Below are 21,715 nucleotides of genomic sequence, written 5' to 3'. Positions count from 1 at the left end.
GTAGATAAACTTTAACTAAGTAAGCAAGTAATTGACGTGCTGCTAACTGTTCACCCATTTACGCAGAGTGGCTAAAGCCGATAACTAAAATGACAAATCACACCGAACAAAGACAATATTTTCGTCTGAGTTACAAAACCAAAACTGTCATGCCCACACTCCGAATTCAAAGTAAAGAATTCAAAATCAGCGAAATATCGGAGCAAGGTATGCGTGTGATTGTGCGCGACTCTTCATTGTTTAAACTTGGTGATACTGTTAAAGGCGAAGTCTTACTCAACTCATTAGAAAACAACATTACCGTTGAAGGGAAAGTCTTAAGAATCGTCGGCAATGAAGTTATTTTTCATCTGCGTGAAGGTTTATCATTTAAGGATATGATTGCGGAGCAGCGATATTTACGTAAATACTTCCCTAACGTTTTACCCAAAGGAACCAAAGTCGAATAGAAAGTCATATTATGCATGACTATCTGATTGCTCAATGAAAGGCTCTGTCTCTCGCCTCTAAACTAAGCAATCATAGTGTCTAGACTGTTCTGGATAAAAGTAGCCAATAACTACACATTTTGCCCTGCAACATAGCCGCTCGACCAAGCCCATTGGAAGTTGTAGCCACCGAGCCAACCCGTCACATCCATCACTTCACCAACGAAATACAAACCTTTAATGTCCTTGCATTCCATTGTTTTAGAAGAAAGAACGTCGGTATCCACGCCGCCAAGAGTCACTTCAGCCGTTCGATAGCCTTCCGTTCCGTTCGGTACCACACGCCACTGCTCTAAAGTCTCTCTAATTACTTCCAGCTCTTTCGGGTTGAACTGTTTGAGAGGCTTGTCTACCAGTAATTTTCGCTCGATAAACACTTCCACTAAACGCTTAGGCAGCACGCGCGCTAAGGTGTTTTTGAGTGTCTGATTGGGATGCTTTTCTCGGGAACGAGTTAATAACTCATCAACATCGACTTCGGGTACCAAGTTAATGGTAACCGCTTGCCCCGGCTTCCAGTATGAAGAAATCTGCAACACTGACGGACCCGATAAGCCGCGATGGGTAAACAGCAGTGCTTCTTTAAAGCTATTTCCACATTCTGCCTGAATTTCAGCGGGAACGGCGATACCTGAAAGATCCGCTAATGCGTCTTTGTCTTCCACATGCAGGGTAAAAGGTACTAAGCCAGCGGTGGTTGAGATAACAGGTAAATCAAACTGCTCGGCAATCTTGTAACCAAATGGCGTTGCACCTAGCTTTGGCATTGAAAGACCACCGGTTGCTACAACCAAAGAGTCGCACTCTATGTCACCCTGTGTGGTGTGCAAGAAAAATCCCTGTTCGGTTTTTTGAATCTCGAGAGTCTCTACTTGATAGCGCTGACTAATGTTTGGTAGATCGCACTCTTCAAGCAGCATTTTTACGATGTCTTTGGCGGAGTCTAAACAGAAAAGCTGACCATGAGAACGTTCTTCGAACTCAATGCCATACTTGCTGACCATTGAGATAAAGTCCCAATTGGTATATTGCGAAAGCGCCGATTTCACGAAGTGCGGATTGCGGCAAAGGTAGTTTTGAGACGAGACATCGTAGTTGGTGAAGTTACAGCGACCACCACCGGAGATAAGAATCTTACGTCCTGGTTTTTTCGCATGATCAATCACCATCACGCGGCGTCCACGTTTTCCGGCTTGAGCAGCACACATTAAGCCAGCCGCTCCTGCGCCTATGATGACAACATCTACTTTTTCACTCATGACTCATACCAATGCCAATAATCGAAACTTGCCAGTCTAGAACTCTGTTATTTCCAAGAACAGGCAATAAAAAAGGACGTACAGCGGTACGTCCTCACTCACTTGAAGCGGCATTTTAACGGTAAACGTTCACTCTTACCAATGCGTTTATCAATACTCACGTATCTTCTTTTAGAGCATAAACGCTACCACAGAGGTAAACACTACGAGAGACGAAGAGAGAATGAAAAGCTCACGCACACGATCGCACTTGCCAGTAAACACTTCATCATGGTGATGAAGGTACTCTTTACTTTTCAAGTAGTGATATAGGCGAACCTGCTTAGACATGTTGCCATGTGTGGTAAAAAATCCCCGTCCATCAACTTGTTGATATAGCAACGGGTGAGCTTCTCGCATGATATAAATCAGAGCTCGTAGCGCGGTAAGATATCTTGCTACGTTAATACCAGTAACAATCATTAGCGCTAATAGGATGGTATCTCCACTGATCATCTTTTCCTCCCTACATCCAAAGTAAGAGGGCTACCCGGAGAAAAAGACGATCGTGTTTAGAGTCTTTTTACTGCAATTAAGCAGCAGGGGCATCCATTACCGAAGATGAGCCTTTTTGTGCCAAAGCAGCTAGATCTTTGTCGATAAAGAACAACGCTTTACCATCTTCACCAACCAGTTCTAGCTTGTCTAAAATCCCTTTAAACAACTTCTCTTCTTCATGTTGCTCCGCAACGTACCACTGAAGGAAGTTAAATGTTGAGTAGTCTTGCGATGTGAATGCCGAATGAGCCAATTTGTTGATTTTTTCTGTAATCATTTGCTCATGTTCATAGGTCTCACGGAACACATCACCTAAGCTTGCAAAATCATGTCGAGGAGCGGCAATCGCGCCTAAAATCGGCAATGAGCCCGTTTCGCTAACATAAGTAAACAGTCTTTGCATGTGCTGCATTTCTTCTGCCGCGTGAACTCTTAAAAACTCCGCTGCTCCTTCGAATCCATTATCTTCACACCAAGCACTCATTTGTAAGTATAGATTGGATGAGAAAAATTCGAGGTTAATTTGATCATTCAATTGATCAACCATCGTTTGTGAAAGCATAAGGCGCTCCTAAATCATTGTGCAAACTGGAAGTTACTATAACACGATCCATTATCATTTGTTTGTTTGAGCCGCCACCTCATTCAGCATGGATATGAGATCATCATGGCAAAAATGTTTCTAACTAGGTGCTAAAGTTTAATTAACATGACTTGAGAACAATTAAATGGAGAAGGCATCATGGGCTATAAACATATCTTAGTAGCTGTTGACCTATCTGAAGACAGTAAATTGCTGGTAGAAAAAGCTGTTGCACTCGCAACACCTCTCAATGCCGCTATCTCGTTTATCCATATTGACGTCAACTATGCCGAGTTATATACCGGTCTAATTGATATCAATTTGGCAGAAACTCAGCATCATGCGATGGAAGCATCGCAAGCTCAGTTGAAAGAGCTGGCTGATCACGCAAATTACCCAATCAACCATACTCTAGTGGGTAGCGGCGATTTGAGTAATGAACTCTGCGACACCATCAATGAGTTCAATATTGATCTTGTTGTGTGCGGTCATCACCAAGATTTTTGGAGCAAATTGCTCTCCTCAACAAGACAGCTCATTAATTGCTCACCTGTCGACATGTTGGTAGTACCACTTAATGACTGACGAGCAATAATAAATCAGATAGACTGCGGATAATTTCAAACATCCACTTATAGAAATATCAGGATTATGTTTTATTTATCTGCAGTTACCCTACTTTGGGCATTTTCATTTAGCCTGATCGGCGTTTATCTGGCGGGTCAGGTTGACTCTTGGTTCTCAGTGTTCATGCGCGTTGCACTGGCAAGCGTTGTTTTCCTGCCATTCTTGAAATTCAAGCAAGTACCAAAGAAACTGATTGTTCAGCTAATGTCTATCGGTGGCATCCAACTGGGATTGATGTACTGCTTCTACTACCAATCGTTTTTACTGCTCTCAGTTCCAGAGGTACTACTGTTTACGGTATTCACACCTATTTACGTCACTCTGATTTACGATTTGCTTAAAGCTCGTTTCTCTCCATGGTATTTGGTGACTGCGGCAATTGCCGTAGCGGGTGCGGTGTTTATTAAGTTTGCTGGCATCAATGAGAACTTCGTGATCGGCTTCTTTGTTGTGCAAGGAGCCAACCTCTGTTTTGCCATCGGTCAGGTGGCCTATAAATATGTCATGGAAAACCAAAGCGTAGAACTTCCTCAACGCACGGTATTTGGTTATTTCTACTTAGGGGCACTGGTTGTGGCGACAATTGCGTTCGCGCTTTTAGGTAACCCAGAGAAGCTACCAACGACCTCACTGCAATGGGGTATTCTGATTTACCTTGGTGTGATTGCATCTGGCTTAGGTTATTTCGTATGGAATAAGGGCGCGTGCTTGGTAAACGCGGGTGCGTTGGCAATCATGAACAACGCTTTGGTTCCAGCAGGTTTAATCGTCAATATCGTTATTTGGAACCGCGATGTGGATATTGCTCGCCTCTCTATCGGCGGCATCATCATTTTGTTCTCATTGTGGATTAACGAGACTTGGGTGAAGCGTAAAGTGGCTCAAAGCTACAAGGAAGCCAAAAGCGCTTAACCACAGATAGAAAAGAGTCAAATTGCAAAACGCCCATCGGTTTAACCGGATGGGCGTTTTTGTATTTGAGGTTTTAGGTACCCATTAGTGATACTGCGAAGTAAGTGAATACTCACTGTTGGTTACTTGATTTAACTTAGAAAACTTCAACTGTAATGCTTGCTGTTTCTTGGCAAGTTTACGTTGTTTCTTCAGCACTTTCTCCAGTTTCTTTTGATACTTTTTCTGCGCTTTAAGCGTTTTCTTGGCGACTTTTAACGCCGCTTTGCTGCTTTTATCAACGGTGTTACTTTCGTTCGCAACTGGAGCATTCACAGAAAAAGCCTGGGGCTTACATAATCTCTTTTTATCGGAAGATGAACGAGCGCACGAGCGACATAAGTACTTAGGTGCAGCAACGATTCGATGAATATCTGACAATGAAGCGGTGATGTCGTGACGACTTAATTTACATAAACGCTGAGCCATAAATACAACCGAACAAAAATGATAATGATTCTTGGTTATATATAACCCTCTGCTAATAAAAAGGCAAGCCTACTATTCGTCTGATATTTCTCGCCTGTTATCTTTCGCCCGTCATCGCAGCAATCACATAAACATCAAAGCGGTTCTTTTTGGTTTCTATTGCCATACTCGGCTTTTGCTCAGCCAGCCAATTTGCGTAATCGGGACGCTTCACCACCACTCGTTTGGTCGCAAGTTGCAATGCTGGTTCTAATAACGCGTCAGCGTCATTATCTGCTCCCACAAGAGACTGAAACACTCGCATCTCTTTCTTCACCAGTGCGGTTTTCTTTTTGCTCTCAGGGTGCGGATACATAGGATCGAGGTACACTACATCAGGGCGAACGAAGCTTTCGTCATTGGCTAGTTTATTCAGCGCATCGTGACTAGATGCGTGTAGCAGCGTCACGCGCTCTGAAACCCAGCCACCAATCTCGCTATCCTGTTTGGCTCGATTTAATCCGTCATCAAGCAGAGCAGCGACAACCGGATGACGCTCAACCATTTGTACTTTGCAGCCCAAAGAGGCTAAGACAAATGCATCTCGACCTAAGCCAGCCGTTCCATCCAGCACCGTAGGTGTGGCACCTTTATTGAGCCCTGCTGCTTTTGCAATGGATTGACCTTTACCGCCACCAAATTTACGACGATGCGCCACCGCTCCGGTGACCCAATCAACGAAGATGGCCCCCAGCTTAGGTTCATCGACTTTACGCAGTTCTAATTGCTCGCTGGTGAGTACCAGCGCAAAAACGCTTTGATCACTGTGAGTGAGCTTCCAGCGTGTTGCTATTTCATCAAGCTCAGAAGCGCGTTCAGGGGCTTCACAAATCAGTTGTAGCTGCAAAGTGTCATTCCATAGTGAGTTTCAAAAACGCTGCCAGTGTAGCGGATTTTCATCAGAAACCTAAGGTTTCAGTGTGATAAGATGCGGAAGAATCTTCGTTGAATAAGTGAACTAGGAACCTGTATGCAAATTGCCTCTACAAAGCTCGATGAGCTTGATCGCGCTATTCTGAAAATCTTAATGGATGATGCACGCACGCCTTATGCAGAAATGGCAAAGCAATTTAATGTCAGCCCTGCCACTATTCACGTACGCATCGAAAAAATGAAAGCAGCGGATATCATTCAAGGTACTGAAGTTGTGGTGAATACCAAGAAGCTCGGCTATGACGTGTGCTGTTTTATTGGCATTAACCTGAAAGCCGCGCGTGATTACCATTCCGCACTGGAAAAGCTTAATGCTTTGGATGAAGTGGTTGAAGCATACTACACCACAGGTGCTTACAGTATTTTCGTCAAGTTGATGTGCCGTTCGATTGAAGAGCTGCAGTTTGTATTGATCGATAAGCTGCAGGCGATTGATGAAGTTCAATCGACTGAGACTCTGATCTCGTTACAGAACCCCATCAACCGTAATGTGATTCCTTAATTCGGTGCTCAAAGGTAAAAGTCCAAAAAACAAAAACCCAAGTTTCAGACTTGGGTTTTTGTTTAAAGCATCAGTTATTTTTTCAGATAGCTCATTAGATCTTCAGCTGAGATACCTTGTTGAGCTAATTGCTTAGCCAATAAATCTACTTGCTCACCTTTACGCGAATCAATCACTTGTTGAAATTGATAAACTAAATCACGCAGAACTGGCAACGGAACTTGTTTAGCAGCGCTGCGAACTCGCTCAGAGCTTTGATTACCTAACTCGTTAAGCAACTTACCAAACATTACTTTTTCAGGTGATTCTTCTAACTGCTCGAGAATACGAGCCATTTCATAGGTAGTTAGGGACACTGTATTTCGATTCCAAGACGCTATTTCTAATGATAGTGAGCGAAATAATATACACCTGTTACCCCGATTAGAAAATAGCACGTCAGACTATTTACAAAACCTTGTAACTCTTCACTATTTCATTGAGTAAACGACGTTGCTGTTTCCTATTCCTGCTAATCACATCACTGAAATGCTAGTCGATGCCACTCTTTGCCCGCTTTAGACAGCAAAATGATTAGCGCGGGTGCAATAATCCACATTTGAAGTGCAATCATCATCTGAGGTTCAAGCTCCAAGCGTTGCAGTGTGCCTACGACAACTCCAGCCCCACTCATCTGAAACAAACCAAGTAACGCGGCTGCAGTACCCGCTTTGTCACCAAATGGAGCCAGTGCTTTGCCCGCAGCAGAACCCAGAATCCAAGCAAAGCCTACCGATGAGAAGAAGATTGGCAGCATAAAGGCTAAAGCCGTACCTTGAGACTTCATTCCAACCATCAGACCTCCAGCCACTAATAGCATCACGATTCCAGAGAACAGAATTTTATGTGTTCCCCATTTGTCCATAAGCTTAGGAGCAGATAAACAAGCCGCGATGTTAACCACAGCGTTAATGCCAAACCAGAAAGTAAACTCATTCATGGTTAAGCCTAAGTTTTCCATCAGAACCACAGGGGCTGAAGTGACGTAAGCCAAGATAACCGCCATCGCCAACATACAAAGCGAAGCATGGAACAAAAATGAAGGGACTTTTAACACAGACCAGTAACGCGACAGCTTAAATACGGCTTGCTTTTCAGTGCTTGGATTGGTCTCTTTCATACGAATCAATAACCAGAACCCAACGAACACGCCAAAACCCGCCATAAAACTAAAATTAGAGCGCCAACCAAATTGTTGCGTTAACCAGCTTCCCAGAATTGGCGCTAAAGCCGGAATAAAACAGATCGCCCCATTAAGGTAGCTGATCATTTTGCCACTGCGTTCAGGGCCAAAGATATCGCGAACCGTCGCAAAGGCTGCTACAGACGTTGCACACGCACCCAATCCTTGTAGCAAACGAGACATTAACATCCACTCAATACTTTGAGCGCCCCACGCCAATAAAGCGCTCAAGATGTAAATGCTAACGCCAGCCAATGCAACAGTTCGACGTCCTAGTTTATCTGCTAAAGGACCAGCAAACAGTTGCCCAACACCCATAGCAAATAAGAACCAAGTAATCGTATCTTGAGCTAAGGCATGTTCCACGTGAAACGCTTGCGAGATTTGTGGCAACGCAGGCAAATAAATATCGATCGCCAACGGACTAAACAGTACCAACAAAGTCAGTAGAATCATTTGCTGTTTGCTTTGCACAGAAGACTCTTTCACAGAAGAAGTTACGCTCAAAATAGGTTCCAAAAGTTGAATAATAAAGAGCGTGCATGATAGAAGAATGCTGTTATTCGAACAAATGGCTTATAATCATCAGTAATATTCCTCAGTGGAAAATCACATGAACATTGATAAATTAGCGCGAATTGACCTTAACTTGCTTGTTTGTTTACAAGTCCTTGGAGAGGAACTCAGCGTTACACGCGCTTCAAGCCGGCTGCACCTGAGTCAATCAGCCGTCAGTAAGTCGCTGGCAAAACTACGTGAACAATTCGATGATCCACTTTTCATCCGAACCTCTCATGGCCTAAAACCGACACCAAAAATGTTGTTTTTGAAGCCTAAGTTAGAAACCTTGGTTGACCAGCTAGAGCTGATTACTCAGCCTGAGCAGTTTTCTCCTCAGTCGAGCGAATATCGATTTCATATCGCGGCAGTAGAAAGTGTCTACCCATTAATCCTGCCCCATTTTTTGCCAGCAATATTCATGCAGGGACCAAATCTCAATATCAGTACTCATTCGTGGACTGACCAAACCTTTAAAAAGCTGCAAATGGGCGAGCTAGATATTGGTATCACAGGTAAAGATATCGACATCAACGATGCTAAGTTAACCATGCTTCCGCCAAAGGATATCTGCGAGCAGGAGATCTACCGCGATTCACAAATGTGTGTCGTTCGTCGAGATCACCCTGTTTTAAAACAGCAATGGAACTTAGAACGATATCTTACCCTGCGGCATGTACAAGTGCGCTGTGATGGCAGCGATCGCTGGCTACTGGATTACCGTTTAGCAGATTTAGGTTATCAACGAGATATTGCGATTACCGTTCCCGACTTTAACAGCGCAGCCAGCTTATGCAGCTACACAGATTTTGTATTTACTGCACCGAGCCATTTCACTCATCTTGTCGCCAAACATCTCGATTTAGTGGTACTTCCTCTTCCTCTTGAGTTTCCACCTATGGCTTATACGTTGTTTTGGCACAGAGACAGAGAGAACGACCCAGCACTCTCTTGGTTAAGGCAAATCATTCAGACGAAAACCTTACATTTGCGTTAAACAAACGCCCTATAACACTATTGATAAGATTAAGTTCAGCACATTTGCACACTCACTACAAAACGAGTAGCTTATCGGTTCACGTCCTGCACTACATAGATAGGCAAAGTGGGTATATCAACAGAAAGGATATATCGGCATCGGCTGAACAAAAGGACAATTATTAGGAGAATAGCAAGATGTACCAATCCATCTCCCAGCGTGTAACAGAACTTCGTAACTGGTTAACACGTAACGGTTTAGACGCACTCATTATTCCTCATGAAGATGAGTATCTTGGCGAATACGTACCAGAACACAACGAACGATTACATTGGTTAACTGGATTTACTGGTTCAGCGGGTGCCGCTGTGATTACACAAACTTCGGCAGCCATTTTTGTTGATGGCCGTTATACCGTTCAGGTTCGCAAACAAGTTCCACAAGAGCTGTTCGAGTACCGTCATCTTATTGAAGAACCGTATTTAGATTGGCTACAAAGCAATTTGCCTACAGGTAGCAAGGTGGGTTACGACCCAAGAATGCACCGTGCGAGTTGGTTAACAGCGACTCAAAGCAAACTGGCTGACGAGCTAGAATTAGTTGCAACCGAAGGCAATGCTATCGACAATCTTTGGCATGATCGCCCTGCTCCTGTAGTCTCTGAGATGCGTTTAATGAGTGATGAGCTGGTTGGTGTAAACAGCGCGACAAAACGTCAGCGTATTGCAGACATTCTGCGTTCTAAAAAAGCAGATAGCGCAGTGCTGACAGAATTAGATTCTATCTGTTGGCTGTTGAATATTCGCGGTCTAGACGTATCACGCTTACCAGTGTTGCTATCGCACGCCATTGTTCATGCTGATGCAAGTGTTGACTTCTTCCTTGACCCAGCTCGATTAGCCGAAGGCTTTGAAAATCACGTTGGTGCCGGTGTACGAGTGCATCATCCAGATACGCTGCAAACAGAACTTGAGAAACTTTCAGGCAAGAAAGTCATTGTAGACCCAGCCACCAGCAACGCTTGGTTCACCCTGACTCTGCAGAATGTAAATGCTGAATTAATTAAAGACGCCGATCCTTGCTTGTTACCAAAAGCCGCAAAAAACGCGACTGAAATTAAAGGCATGAAAGCGTGTCATGTTCGCGATGGTGCAGCAATGACGAAGTTCCTATCTTGGTTAGATAGCGAAGTGGCGGCTGGCAAACTGCATAACGAAGCGCAACTGGCTGATAAGCTTCAAGCATTCCGCGAGCTTGACCCAACACTAGCAGATCTGAGCTTTGACACCATTTCTGCCGCAACAACGAATGCGGCTATGTGTCACTACAACCACATGAACCAACCAGAACCAGGTAAGCTAGAAATGAACACGCTTTACCTCGTTGACTCAGGTGGTCAATATATAGATGGTACAACCGACATCACCCGTACCATTGCGATTGGTGAAGTCAGTGACGAAATGAAGCAGCAATTTACTTTAGTGCTTAAAGGGCATATTGCTCTAGCTAAAGCACGATTCCCGAAAGGTACTTGTGGCCATCAACTTGATGTTCTGGCACGCCAACATTTATGGGCTAATGGCTACGATTATGATCACGGCACAGGTCATGGTGTTGGTCACTTCCTTAGTGTTCACGAAGGACCTCAACGTATAAGTAAGGTATTTAACAACGTACCTTTGCTTGCGGGAATGGTGTTGTCGAACGAACCGGGTTACTACCGAGCTGACGGTTTTGGTATTCGTATCGAAAACTTGGAGTTGGTTGTGGAAGTCGAAACTCAAGGCGACTTCCATGTTCATAGCTTCGAATCACTCACTCGCTGCCCTATTGATGTTCGTGCTATCAACGTCAACATGCTGACAAAACCTGAGCTGAGCTGGCTGAATAACTACCACCAAAAAGTGTGGGACGAAGTCAGTCCACTGGTTGAAGGTGATGTCAGACAGTGGCTAAAACAGGCAACTCAGCCAATCAATCATTCGTAGTCATTCGCTTACCTATAAAAATCCCTTAGTGAGGAATCACTAAGGGATTTTTATGTTTCACGTGAAACATTTTTAATCACTATTCGTATCTTTATCTTAATTCGAATAGTTGGCAGGTGCTTTTAGCCAGAATAGGCAAAATGCCAATCTTGCCACACAGCTTCTAGCCCTCTGCTCTTCATCGCCAATGCAACATCATTTGCAGAACGTTCATCACTAATTGCAAACTGCTCTAGCTCAACATTTGAATTTGCATACCCCCCAGGTTGAGTTTTTGAAGCTGCAGAAATGCTGGTGATACCGAGCACTGAAACGTTATCTCTGAAACTCGCAGACTCGCGTGTCGATAGAGAAAGTTCTACTTCTCCATTCCATAGGCGATAAGCACAAATGAGCTGTACAAGCTGCTTATCACTCATGACAGTTTTGGGTTGCATGGCTCCCGCACACGGTCTTAATCGTGGAAAGGAAATCGAGTATCGGCTTTGCCAATACGTTTTTTCCAGATAATCGATATGCGCGGCTACATGGAAGCAGTCAGCTCGCCAATCTTCCAAACCAATCAACGCCCCTAGCCCAATTTTATCGATACCCGCTTTTGCTAACCGTTCCGGTGTGTCTAAGCGATATTGAAAGTCCATCTTCTTACCACGTAAATGATGCTTACTATAAGTCGACGGATGATAGGTCTCTTGATAAACCATGACTGCATCTAAACCTAACGTTTTTAGTTCCGCATACTCCGCTTGCTCTAGAGGCTGAACTTCCATCGCCAGATAATTAAATGAAGACTTAATCAGAGGAACAGTTCTTCGAAAATAATCCATTCCGACTTTGGTTTCATGTTCGCCAGTGACAAGAAGAACACTATCAAAGCCCATTTTCTTAATCGCTTCTACTTCAGCCTCTATCTCATCATCAGTTAAGGTTTTACGTTTGATGCGATTGCCCATCGAAAATCCACAATAAGTGCAATCGTTGGAACACAAATTTGATAGATAGAGCGGAACATAGAAAGACATCGTATTACCAAAACGCTGGCGAGTTTTGAGGTAAGACTGTTGTGCCATTTGCTCTAAGTATGGTTCTGCAGCAGGTGAGATTAGCGCTTTAAAATCTTCAAGATTTCGCTTTGACTTGCTTAACGCCAGTTCGACATCCTGAGAAGTTTTACTGTATATAGAAAGCTTAATGTCGTCCCAGTCAAGTCGTTTAAATTGTTCCAGAAAGCTCATCATGCGCCTCCCAGAAACTCGGTAAACGGACTTGACGCTACAGCGTGATTTACCTGACCAGCCAATCCACTTTCAAAAGCAATTCGCCCCGCCTCCACCGCAAGTTTAAATGCTTTGGCCATGGCAATCGGATCACCCGCAGTAGCAATTGCGGTATTTACCAATACAGCGTCCGCCCCTAGTTCCATAGCTAATGCAGCGTCTGACGGTGCGCCAATTCCAGCATCTACAATTACAGGAACATTCGCCTGGTCGATGATAATTTCTAGGAATTCACGGGATACCAATCCCTTGTTGGTACCGATAGGCGCTCCCAACGGCATAACAGCAGCACAGCCAACCTCTTCCAATCTTTTACACAGAACAGGATCCGCATGACAGTATGGCAATACGATAAAACCATCCTTAACTAGCTGCTCAGCAGCCAACAACGTTTCTATTGGGTCTGGCATCAGGTATTTGGGATCAGGATGAATTTCCAATTTAAGCCAATTTGTACCAAGGGCTTCACGAGCTAAATGCGCCGCAAAAATGGCGTCTTTTGCTGACTTTGCACCAGACGTGTTTGGCAATAAATTCACTCCAGCTTCTATTAACGGTGACAGAATATCATCATCACGGGTATCAAGGTTTACTCGCTTAAGAGCCATTGTGACCAATTCAGATTCACAAGCTTGAATAGCATTCGTCATTGTATGGCGGTTGGAAAACTTGCCAGTACCGGTAAGTAGTCTTGAGCGAAATGTTTTATCCGCAATGGTTAGTAAATTTTGACCTGAAAGACTGTTATTCGACATAACGTTAGCCTCCTGCTATCGCTTGAAAAAGAGAGATTCTGTCCCCTTCATTGAGCACCTGAGATGACCACAAGCCTTTAGGGATAATTTGATCATTGATGGCAAAGACGCAACCAACAGTAGGTAAATCTAATTGCTGTTGCAAAGAAGTAAGTGTGGTTTGCTGATTGATCTGTTGAACAACGCCATTAACGGTTACAGTGATGGACATACCACCCCCTCGTTATTGTTAGTATTGCCTTCTTTGGCTGCGCAGATTTCACAATCAGGATCAGCCATCAACTGCCACTTTTGCCAATCTAGGTATTTAGCGTCGAATGTCATTAACTGATGAGTTTTAAACTCAGGCAAATCAGCCAAATATTGAATGGCTAACAAGGCTTGTAGATTGCCAATCGTTCCTACCACCGGACCGATAATCCCATGGTCACTACATTTCCCCAGTTGATTGGTATCGTCGCGAGGCACCATACAGGCATAACAGCCAGTTACTTTGTTTGGTGCGGTAAAATCAAAAGCGATAACCTGACCTCTCCAACCAATTGCGGCACCGGATATAAGTGAAACCTGACACTCAAAGCACACCTGATTTACGAGATGTCGAGTCTCTAGATTATCCGAACAATCTAAAACCACATCCGCCATGGAAACTTCCAAAGGCAGCAGATTGATATCAACTCGTCGACACACTGTTCGAACATGGCACTCTGGATTTAATTCTCGTAACTCCTGCGCCAAAGCATCTACTTTTGGTGTTGATACATGCTGGTTACGGAATGCAATTTGACGAGACAAGTTCGAAACTTCGACCTCATCATCATCACAAAGAACCAGCTTTCCAACTCCTGCAGCAGCCAAGTACAGAGCAGCTGAGTTACCTAAGCCCCCACAACCTATGATAAGTACAGAAGAGTCACACAGTTTTTGTTGCCCTGATTCACCTATCTCAGGTAAGCATACTTGGCGTTGATATCGTAAAAAGGCATCATCAGATAGCATCGAACACCTCCTGTTTATTCACCGTACGATTAAATCTGGACTGCAACTCTCTTACGTTCGCTTCGACATTTTTTGCTTCGGTAATCGCTCTAACCACAGCAACGCTTGAAACACCCTGCTCGCGCACTTGCTGAATATTGTCTAAGTCAATGCCTCCAATCGCAACGCTTGGTACTCCGATGGATTTACCATAAGGCATACTATCAAGCAGCTTTTGATAAAGACCTAATCGTACTAAGCCTTGTGGTTTCGATGGCATTTGTTTCGTAGTGGTAGGAAATATATGTCCGAGGGCGATGTAGCTCGGTGATAGCTGATGGATACGTAACAACTCAAAATAGCCATGAGTGGATAAACCCAACGCCATTCCACTATCTGCGATAAGCTCCAAATCCGCGTCTAGTACGTCTTCTTGACCAAGGTGAATACCGAAGGCGTTATGTTTCAATGCCAACTGCCAATGGTCATTAATAAACACCTGTGCCTTGTGTTCTCGACCCAGTAGAATGGCTTTAACAATTTGTTGTTCTAAGCTTGTCTTGTTCGGATCTTTAATCCGTAGTTGTATGGTATTAATTCCTAACTTGAGCAATCTTTCAATCCATTCAACATCGTCAACGACTGGGTATAGACCCAATGAGTGTTTACTTAGAGTGGTGAAACCTGTTTGAGTAATAGAAACTGCAGGTTGCTCAATAAACGGAAAATGTTGGAATTGTGTCGGCCATGTTTCACGTGAAACATTCATTGCAGCCCGACTCAAAACAAGGGCATCTTCCAGAGGAAAATCGAGAGCCAGAGAGGCTACAACCCAGGCAAAATGACGCCAAGATTGATTCAAAGATAAGGTCTGAGTATGAATCAAGAGCGTTGTTTCATCTAAATGAAGCCAGCTATCGACCAGACGTTCATCATAAGAAACGCCAATTTGAACAACATTAGGTAGACAGATCTCTTGAGGTTGCCCCCCGTAGAGGAACATCAGTTCTCTCTCTAGATCACCGTCGCCACTTGATTCAAATAAATTGCTGTATAAACGAGAAGTCTCTGTATCAACAAGTTCAATACATTGGGTCGGGTTTACACCCAACTCAATGTGACTGATATTGAAACCCTGCTCAGCTGCGAGCAGCAAAACTTGTTGAACTTCTCCCGTAAACTCAAGGCAATGAGATGGGATAAGTATCTTCACAAGTTACTCCTCCGTAACGACAGAGTTCTGTTTAACTGCTGGATGGTAAAGCTCAGAACCTGATTGCAAAAACTCCTGAGATTTTTGACGCATACCTTGATCCACTTGTTCAAATAACAGTGGGTCATCCAGCATTTTGATTTCGATGGCTTGGTCAGCGGCAACTTGCTCTTTGTTATTCGCGTATTCCCTAACCTCTTGTGAGATCTTCATTGAACAGAACTTAGGACCACACATAGAACAGAAATGAGCAACTTTCCCTGACTCTTGAGGAAGAGTTTCATCATGGAAGGCTCGCGCCGTAACTGGATCAAGAGACAGGTTGAACTGGTCTTCCCAACGGAATTCGAAACGAGCTTTTGACAAAGCGTTATCGCGGACTTGAGCGCCTGGATGCCCTTTAGCAAGGTCAGCTGCGTGAGCAGCAAGCTTATAAGTAATAAGCCCTGTTTTTACATCTTCTTTGTTAGGAAGGCCTAAATGCTCTTTGGGTGTGACATAGCAAAGCATGGCACAGCCATACCAACCAATCATCGCAGCGCCGATACCAGACGTAATATGATCATAGCCGGGTGCAATATCTGTCGTCAGGGGACCAAGAGTATAGAAAGGCGCTTCGTGGCAATGCTTCAACTGCTCTTCCATGTTCTCTTTAATCATATGCATCGGAACATGACCTGGGCCTTCGATAATAACCTGAACATCATATTCCCAAGCGATTTTGGTTAACTCGCCAAGTGTTCTTAACTCAGCAAACTGCGCTTCATCATTCGCATCAGCCACCGAGCCCGGACGTAAACCATCACCTAACGAAAGCGAAACATCATACTTCGCACAGATTTCGCAGATCTCTCTGAAGTGGGTATAAAGGAAATTTTCCTGATGATGAGCAAGACACCATTTAGCTATGATTGATCCGCCACGAGAGACAATACCGGTTACGCGCTTAGCGGTCATAGGTACGTATCGAAGAAGCAAACCAGCATGAATCGTGAAGTAATCGACCCCCTGCTCAGCTTGTTCAAGTAAGGTATCGCGCATCACTTCCCAAGTCAGGCTTTCGGCGACACCGTTTACCTTTTCCAGAGCTTGATACATAGGAACGGTACCAATCGGAACTGGGCTGTTACGTAATATCCACTCACGTGTTTCGTGGATATTTCTGCCGGTAGAAAGGTCCATCACAGTGTCAGCACCCCAACGCGTCGCCCATACTAGCTTTTCTACTTCTTCTTCAATTGAAGAGCTGACAGACGAATTACCAATGTTGGCGTTTACTTTCACTAAGAAGTTACGGCCAATGATCATAGGTTCAGCTTCTGGGTGGTTGATATTACATGGAATCACCGCTCGCCCTTCAGCCACTTCTTTGCGCACAAACTCAGGAGTTATGTCTTTTGGTAGATTTGCACCAAAGCTCTGCCCTGAATGCTGTTGGTTGAGTTGTTCATCTTGGTAACGGCGATTACCCATGTTCTCTCGCAGCGCAATAAACTCCATTTCAGGAGTAATAATACCCTGACGAGCATAATGCAGCTGAGTAACGCGTTTTCCTTCTTTGGCACGACGAATCGAAGGCAAGTTACCATAGCGAAGCTCGTCCAGAGTTTCATCGGATAGACGCTCTTGAGCGTATTCAGAACTCATCGATTGCAGAACTTCAGTATCGTTTCGCTCTTCAACCCAGCCAGCTCTTAGCTTAGGTAAACCGCTGTATAAATCGATTTCATGTTCAGGATCGGTATAGACGCCAGACGTATCGTAAACACAAATAGGTTCGTTAGGCTCAGATATCGGAGCTTCTTTGCTTCCTCCGATTAAGCTATCAGCGAGTGAAATCTCACGCATCGGTACGCGTAAATCGGCACGAGAGCCAACGACATAGGTCTTACTAGAATTTGGATAAGGTTGAACTGAGAGGTTCTCGATAAACTGTTTTGCTTCCAGTCTCGCTTGTTTGCGACTCGACATAGCATTTTCCTTGTATTGTTTTAGGGATAAATGCTTGGCGGAAAAATGTGTCAATAAGAGATGAGTAGACGGATCTTAGGTTTGGGGCTTGTCGCCAGCCAATCTAGAAAGAGGGTCTTCTCTTGTTCCCTTCGCTGGTATTAACCAGATCAGGTTCAACGGATCCCGAATAAACGGTCTCAGCCTTATGGCACTCCGACAAGTGAAACGATTATAGATAAAGAAACTTAGTTAACCAAGAACAAAAGTAGAGTTTTTAATCAACCTTTTATTAACCATTGATAAGCTAGCCATGCTGCGGAGATGCTTAACAACACGTTTAGTAGCACGTTAAACCCAACCTTAACAAAAGCACCTTGCTGCATAAGAAGTACGTTATCCATTGAGAAAGTTGAGAACGTAGTCAGTGCTCCAAGGAATCCTAAACCGATAATTTGTCTCCAAGGATAAGGAGCTAGCCACTCATTCTCTACTGCAGCGATCAATAATCCCATAATAAATGAGCCGAGCACGTTAACGGTTAACGTACCATATGGGAAAGATCGGCCGAATAAGCTGACACACATTTCTGATACTAAGTATCGAGAACACGCACCGATCGCACCACCTATCGCAATAAGACCCAAAATTGAAAATTGCCCCATGTACCCTCCAAAAATCATTTCAGCCATTGTACTGATTTATTGAGCACAAAAGAGGCAAAAATGATGAAAATAATGTTCTCATAATAAGAGGAATTACCCTCTATAACTGATTAGTTTTAAAAAGTTACAGGAGTCACTTTAAGCAACTTCAATGTATCCCATCAAACCTGTTTTCATGTGTTCAATTACATGACAGTGATACATCCAGCGTCCTGGATTATCCGCAACGAATGCCGCCTTCGCTGAACCATTTTTTCCAAGCAGTACGGTGTCTGTATGAAAAGGAGTCTCAACAGGTTTGCCATCCAACTCTAACACGGTAAACGTATGTCCATGTAAGTGAATTGGATGGTGATACTGCGTGACATTTTTAAGATTAAAAATGTACGTTTTGCCGCGTTCTAACTTAGCGAGCGGAGCGGGAATATTATTGGCACTCATCCCTTCCCAAGCCCGCTTGTTCATCAGCCAAAAATTAGGTACGGCATGTCCACTTGCATCAGCAGGAGAAACAGCCCCTTCCCACTCAAAAACGAAGTCTATAGATTGAGCATTAGCTAAATCTATCTTAGGAATTGGATTCAGAGGCAAAGCTGGGATCTCGGTGTCTTCGGGTAGCTTTGATTGCTGGCATTTAAATTCGCACAGTGGGAACGGGAATTTTCCTTTCATCTGGCGCACGTAAACCACACTTCCAGCCTTCGGCGCAATAAAAGCGATGTCCACTCTCATTCCCGGTCCAATCTTATGCTCTGTTAGCGGATAAGGCGTTTTAATCGGGTTTCCGTCAATGGCCACAACCCAAACTTCAGCACCTTCCACAGCAATTGGGTAGGTAATCGTATTATCAACATTAGCAATTCTTAATCGAACGCTGGCATTTTGTTTCACATCGTAACTAGGGTTATGAATACCATTTACCGTTCCCCACTCCCCCTGAGTTCCCATTCGGGCGCTGTAGCGTGGAATCATCAACTCCTTCCATTGACCTTTCTTATCAAGATGCCAATGTTTAAGAACTAACTCATGTTCTTCATCGAACAAGACGGACTCAGTCTCTTCAACCACAATAAGACCAACCAGTCCCATACCCAATTGTTTTACGCTGTTCATATGAGGGTGATACCAGAAGGTGCCCGCATCCGGTGGAGTGAACTCGTAAACGAAAGTTTCACCGGGCATAACTGGCTTCTGACTTAGAAATGGAACACCATCCATACCAATAGGAATTCGTAAGCCATGCCAATGGATTGTGGTCGGCTCTTCCAGTTTATTGGTAAAGCGAATGGTCACTTTTTCCCCCTGACGACAGCGTATTGTCGGAGCAGGTATTGAACTATTAAAACCAAGAACTGTAGTGACATAGCCCGGAACGATTTCAGCAGAAGCTGCTTCCGCGGTAAGTTCATAAACAAATCTTTGCTGATCAGTCCGAATCAACGAGCAAGCAGGTAATAACGTCGACAGCCCAAAAACTGAACTAATTGAAAGAAAGCGACGGCGACTAATATCCATTTCTGCCTCAGGTAAAGCTACACAACAAAGTGTTAATAAAACTTATTCTCAACAAAATGTAAACAAGAGTGCCAATTTAAAAGCGAACAGCCAGCAGTTTTTCAATATCTACTTCTCTACAATGCAATTTCTGCCACTTCGTTTAGCAATGTACAGTGCTGAATCCGCTTTAATGAATGAACTGTCCAACGTATCGCTATCACCAACTACACTATAGCCAATACTCACAGTTACAGGACTAGGAAGCGCAGAGGCGGCTTTTATTTTGACACTTTGCCTCATAGATTCTAGGAGAGTTTTGATACTGTTAGAGTCTCTTTGAGAAAGAAAAATTACGAATTCTTCACCACCATAGCGACCAATGAGGTCTTGAGAACCAATAAATGAAGAAAGGATGTTAGAAACGGCTATTAGGGTATTATCGCCAACTTCATGACCATATAAATCATTTACTTTTTTGAAGTGATCGATATCTACCACGGCAATAACACCATCGGTTTTATCTAATAGTTGTGAGATTTTTTCATTGATGTAACGCCTATTATAGAGCCCAGTGAGCTCATCCCTAATCGAACGCTGATAATGCCAATCTATTTTATTAAACAGAAACAGAGAAAGCAGCGAACCCAGTAAGAAGAAACAAACGATATTCTGGGTAATAACCACAGCGACACGATAATATTCAGGTTTTGCACTGATAGACAAAGCAATCGTAGGAAAACTCGCGGCCATAATGCAAATCAATGGTGAAATAGCGAGCATCTTTTCACCCCTACCATTCGAGGCTCTATGCTCATAACAAACCAGAAAAGTGGATAAATAAACTATCGCGTAGTTAGCAAAAGCCAATTGAACTCGAAGCTCTAAACTCGCAGGCCAGAATAGGTAAATAAGGTACTGGGCAGTGGTATAGAACAGCACGTGTACAATAGCGAATTTCCATAGTAGAGGCTTAACATTACTCTGATACCAACTGATTGAACCAAATAAGAGTAAGTATGCAACAGCCATATAGAGCAGGTTATTAAAAAAAATGGAGTAACCTACAGGTAGCCAATCGCGTATGGCCATAGAAGCAAAAGCAAAGCCGAAAAAGAAAAAGAATAAAAAAAAGTAAGTTGCTGAGCGGCGTTGATAACCAGAAAGCCCTGAGCGAATCTGAAATAGAAATAAGCACCCAACGACACTACAGATAATGTTGTTAAGTACATTAGCCAAATTAATTAAATCGGAAGCTGTATTTATCACTATTTCGTTCTATTTAACTCAATTAAGTTGATAATATCACCGAAATCTATATCGAAGAAGAAAGTGATTTAGCAACCTTATTTCACAATGACGTTGAGTTAAAATGCAAAGTTTTATCCTATGTTTTTCTAAGTGTTAACTATTAAATTTCAACCTATAAGGCTGAAACTTATAAATATAACAATAGGGAGAGATTCGAACTCCCAATACGCGCTGGTCTTTGGTATTGGCGGAATCCGCTGCACTGCCAATAGTGCATTACAACAACTAGCCAAACGACTGATGTGAAAAAGCCCCAGTCTTTCGACTGAGGCTTCTAATAATGGCAAGGATGGAGAGATTCGAACTCCCAACACGTGCTGGTCTTTGGTATTGGCAGAATCCGCTGCTCTGCCAATTGTGTGTCGCTACACCTATCCAAACGGCAGATGTGAAAAAGCCCCAGTCTTTCGACTGAGGCTTCTAATAATGATAGGGATAGAGAGATTCGAATTCCCAACACGCGCTGATCTTTGGTATTGGCGGAATCCGCTGCTCTGCAATTTGTGTATCGCTACACCTATCCAAGCGACCGATGTGAAAAAGCCCCAGTCTTTCGACTGAGGCTTCTTACAATGGTAGGGGTGGAAAGATTCGAACTCCCAACACGCGCTGATTTTTGGCATTANATAATGGCAGGGGTGGAGAGATTCGAACTCCCAACACGCGGATTTGGAATCCGCTGCTCTGCCAATTGGAGCTACACCCCTGCAGAATTTCTATTCTTTAGATTTGCAAAAACCTCAGCTTTTCAGCTGAGGTTCTTTAAATAAGTGGCGGAGCGGACGGGACTCGAACCCGCGACCCCCGGCGTGACAGGCCGGTATTCTAACCAACTGAACTACCGCTCCACTAATTTTTTACTCAATAAAGTCTTATTGATTAGATGCTTTATTGAATTTTGCCTTCAGATTTTTCAAAATCTGAAAACAAGGAAGCAAGCCTGGCGATGTCCTACTCTCACATGGGGAGACCCCACA

Annotated in this window: 22 protein-coding genes, 2 tRNA genes and 1 riboswitch; of the genes, 6 read left to right on the top strand and 18 right to left on the bottom strand. The window is 43.7% G+C overall.

Annotated features, from left to right (window positions below):
• The first annotated feature begins 89 nt into the window (after nt 1-89).
• Nucleotides 90-449, top strand: coding sequence for a PilZ domain-containing protein (locus tag HUO09_RS15930; protein WP_188234548.1), 360 nt, complete (start codon nt 90-92; stop codon nt 447-449).
• Nucleotides 450-559: 110 nt separating this feature from the next.
• On the opposite strand, the gene HUO09_RS15925 is transcribed toward HUO09_RS15930, so the two are convergent.
• From HUO09_RS15925 to ftnA, 3 genes are all read right to left on the bottom strand, one after another.
• The gene (locus HUO09_RS15925; RefSeq protein ID WP_188234547.1) at nt 560-1,747 is read right to left on the bottom strand and encodes an NAD(P)/FAD-dependent oxidoreductase; all 1,188 of its coding nucleotides are present in this window, start codon (nt 1,745-1,747) and stop codon (nt 560-562) included.
• A 171-nt stretch (nt 1,748-1,918) separates the two neighbouring features.
• The gene (gene uspB / locus HUO09_RS15920; RefSeq protein ID WP_102941474.1) at nt 1,919-2,242 is read right to left on the bottom strand and encodes a universal stress protein UspB; all 324 of its coding nucleotides are present in this window, start codon (nt 2,240-2,242) and stop codon (nt 1,919-1,921) included.
• A 76-nt stretch (nt 2,243-2,318) separates the two neighbouring features.
• Nucleotides 2,319-2,846, bottom strand: a complete 528-nt coding sequence (gene ftnA, locus HUO09_RS15915) for a non-heme ferritin (protein ID WP_167411003.1) — start codon at nt 2,844-2,846, stop codon at nt 2,319-2,321.
• Nucleotides 2,847-3,026: 180 nt separating this feature from the next.
• On the opposite strand from ftnA, the gene uspA reads away from it, so the two are divergent.
• Both uspA and HUO09_RS15905 read left to right on the top strand, forming a co-directional pair.
• On the top strand, nt 3,027-3,452 hold the full coding sequence (uspA, locus tag HUO09_RS15910; RefSeq protein ID WP_167411004.1) for a universal stress protein UspA: 426 nt from the start codon (nt 3,027-3,029) through the stop codon (nt 3,450-3,452).
• A 66-nt stretch (nt 3,453-3,518) separates the two neighbouring features.
• Nucleotides 3,519-4,406, top strand: coding sequence for a carboxylate/amino acid/amine transporter (locus HUO09_RS15905; RefSeq protein WP_188234546.1), 888 nt, complete (start codon nt 3,519-3,521; stop codon nt 4,404-4,406).
• A gap of 84 nt (nt 4,407-4,490) precedes the next feature.
• Here the strand turns inward: HUO09_RS15905 and HUO09_RS15900 are convergent, their stop codons facing one another.
• Together HUO09_RS15900 and HUO09_RS15895 are read right to left on the bottom strand one after the other, a co-directional pair.
• Nucleotides 4,491-4,874: a hypothetical protein gene (locus HUO09_RS15900; protein ID WP_188234545.1), complete on the bottom strand. Its 384-nt coding sequence runs from the start codon at nt 4,872-4,874 to the stop codon at nt 4,491-4,493.
• A gap of 97 nt (nt 4,875-4,971) precedes the next feature.
• Nucleotides 4,972-5,760 carry a class I SAM-dependent methyltransferase gene (locus tag HUO09_RS15895; RefSeq protein WP_188234544.1) on the bottom strand — a complete coding sequence of 263 codons (789 nt, stop codon included), beginning with the start codon at nt 5,758-5,760 and terminating at the stop codon, nt 4,972-4,974.
• A gap of 123 nt (nt 5,761-5,883) precedes the next feature.
• On the opposite strand from HUO09_RS15895, the gene asnC reads away from it, so the two are divergent.
• A complete protein-coding gene (gene asnC / locus HUO09_RS15890; RefSeq protein ID WP_167411008.1) occupies nt 5,884-6,348 on the top strand; it encodes a transcriptional regulator AsnC in 465 nt (154 codons plus the stop codon).
• Nucleotides 6,349-6,422: 74 nt separating this feature from the next.
• Here the strand turns inward: asnC and HUO09_RS15885 are convergent, their stop codons facing one another.
• Nucleotides 6,423-6,704: a hypothetical protein gene (locus HUO09_RS15885; protein ID WP_167411009.1), complete on the bottom strand. Its 282-nt coding sequence runs from the start codon at nt 6,702-6,704 to the stop codon at nt 6,423-6,425.
• Between the two features lie 164 nt (nt 6,705-6,868).
• Nucleotides 6,869-8,026 (bottom strand): multidrug effflux MFS transporter, encoded by a 1,158-nt coding sequence (locus tag HUO09_RS15880; RefSeq protein WP_167411020.1) that lies wholly within the window; start codon nt 8,024-8,026, stop codon nt 6,869-6,871.
• Nucleotides 8,027-8,183: 157 nt separating this feature from the next.
• Between HUO09_RS15880 and HUO09_RS15875 the strand changes: the two genes are divergently transcribed.
• Nucleotides 8,184-9,125: a LysR substrate-binding domain-containing protein gene (locus HUO09_RS15875; protein WP_042490091.1), complete on the top strand. Its 942-nt coding sequence runs from the start codon at nt 8,184-8,186 to the stop codon at nt 9,123-9,125.
• Between the two features lie 179 nt (nt 9,126-9,304).
• Entirely contained in the window at nt 9,305-11,095 is a 1,791-nt protein-coding gene (locus HUO09_RS15870) for an aminopeptidase P family protein (RefSeq protein WP_188234543.1), read from the top strand.
• A gap of 122 nt (nt 11,096-11,217) precedes the next feature.
• Here HUO09_RS15870 and thiH read toward each other — a convergent pair whose 3' ends face one another.
• The 11 genes from thiH to HUO09_RS15815 form a co-directional block, all read right to left on the bottom strand.
• Nucleotides 11,218-12,330 carry a 2-iminoacetate synthase ThiH gene (thiH, locus tag HUO09_RS15865; protein ID WP_188234650.1) on the bottom strand — a complete coding sequence of 371 codons (1,113 nt, stop codon included), beginning with the start codon at nt 12,328-12,330 and terminating at the stop codon, nt 11,218-11,220.
• Nucleotides 12,330-13,127 (bottom strand): thiazole synthase, encoded by a 798-nt coding sequence (locus HUO09_RS15860; RefSeq protein ID WP_188234542.1) that lies wholly within the window; start codon nt 13,125-13,127, stop codon nt 12,330-12,332. Before HUO09_RS15860 ends, thiH begins: the two co-directional genes overlap by 1 nt.
• 4 nt (nt 13,128-13,131) lie before the next feature.
• Entirely contained in the window at nt 13,132-13,338 is a 207-nt protein-coding gene (thiS, locus tag HUO09_RS15855) for a sulfur carrier protein ThiS (protein WP_188234541.1), read from the bottom strand.
• Complete coding sequence (locus HUO09_RS15850; protein WP_188234540.1) at nt 13,323-14,126, bottom strand: HesA/MoeB/ThiF family protein; 804 nt, start codon at nt 14,124-14,126, stop codon at nt 13,323-13,325. The genes thiS and HUO09_RS15850 overlap by 16 nt, the downstream gene beginning before the upstream one ends.
• Nucleotides 14,116-15,318: a thiamine phosphate synthase gene (gene thiE / locus HUO09_RS15845; RefSeq protein ID WP_188234539.1), complete on the bottom strand. Its 1,203-nt coding sequence runs from the start codon at nt 15,316-15,318 to the stop codon at nt 14,116-14,118. The genes HUO09_RS15850 and thiE overlap by 11 nt, the downstream gene beginning before the upstream one ends.
• A 3-nt stretch (nt 15,319-15,321) precedes the next feature.
• The gene (gene thiC / locus HUO09_RS15840) at nt 15,322-17,289 is read right to left on the bottom strand and encodes a phosphomethylpyrimidine synthase ThiC (RefSeq protein ID WP_188234538.1); all 1,968 of its coding nucleotides are present in this window, start codon (nt 17,287-17,289) and stop codon (nt 15,322-15,324) included.
• A 109-nt stretch (nt 17,290-17,398) separates the two neighbouring features.
• Nucleotides 17,399-17,497, bottom strand: a riboswitch (TPP riboswitch).
• 52 nt (nt 17,498-17,549) lie between these two features.
• Nucleotides 17,550-17,933, bottom strand: a complete 384-nt coding sequence (gene crcB / locus HUO09_RS15835; protein WP_167411016.1) for a fluoride efflux transporter CrcB — start codon at nt 17,931-17,933, stop codon at nt 17,550-17,552.
• 138 nt (nt 17,934-18,071) lie between these two features.
• The gene (locus HUO09_RS15830; RefSeq protein WP_188234537.1) at nt 18,072-19,448 is read right to left on the bottom strand and encodes a multicopper oxidase family protein; all 1,377 of its coding nucleotides are present in this window, start codon (nt 19,446-19,448) and stop codon (nt 18,072-18,074) included.
• A 108-nt stretch (nt 19,449-19,556) separates the two neighbouring features.
• Nucleotides 19,557-20,696 carry a GGDEF domain-containing protein gene (locus HUO09_RS22600; RefSeq protein WP_373563704.1) on the bottom strand — a complete coding sequence of 380 codons (1,140 nt, stop codon included), beginning with the start codon at nt 20,694-20,696 and terminating at the stop codon, nt 19,557-19,559.
• A gap of 672 nt (nt 20,697-21,368) precedes the next feature.
• A tRNA-Trp gene (locus tag HUO09_RS15820) sits at nt 21,369-21,445 on the bottom strand.
• Nucleotides 21,446-21,509: 64 nt separating this feature from the next.
• A tRNA-Asp gene (locus tag HUO09_RS15815) sits at nt 21,510-21,586 on the bottom strand.
• Nucleotides 21,587-21,715 lie beyond the last annotated feature (129 nt).

It is taken from the genome of Vibrio sp. Y2-5, assembly GCF_014596725.1.
Lineage (GTDB): Bacteria > Pseudomonadota > Gammaproteobacteria > Enterobacterales > Vibrionaceae > Vibrio.
Note: the sequence above shows the minus strand (reverse complement) of the source record. Positions and strands in the feature narration are given on the sequence as shown.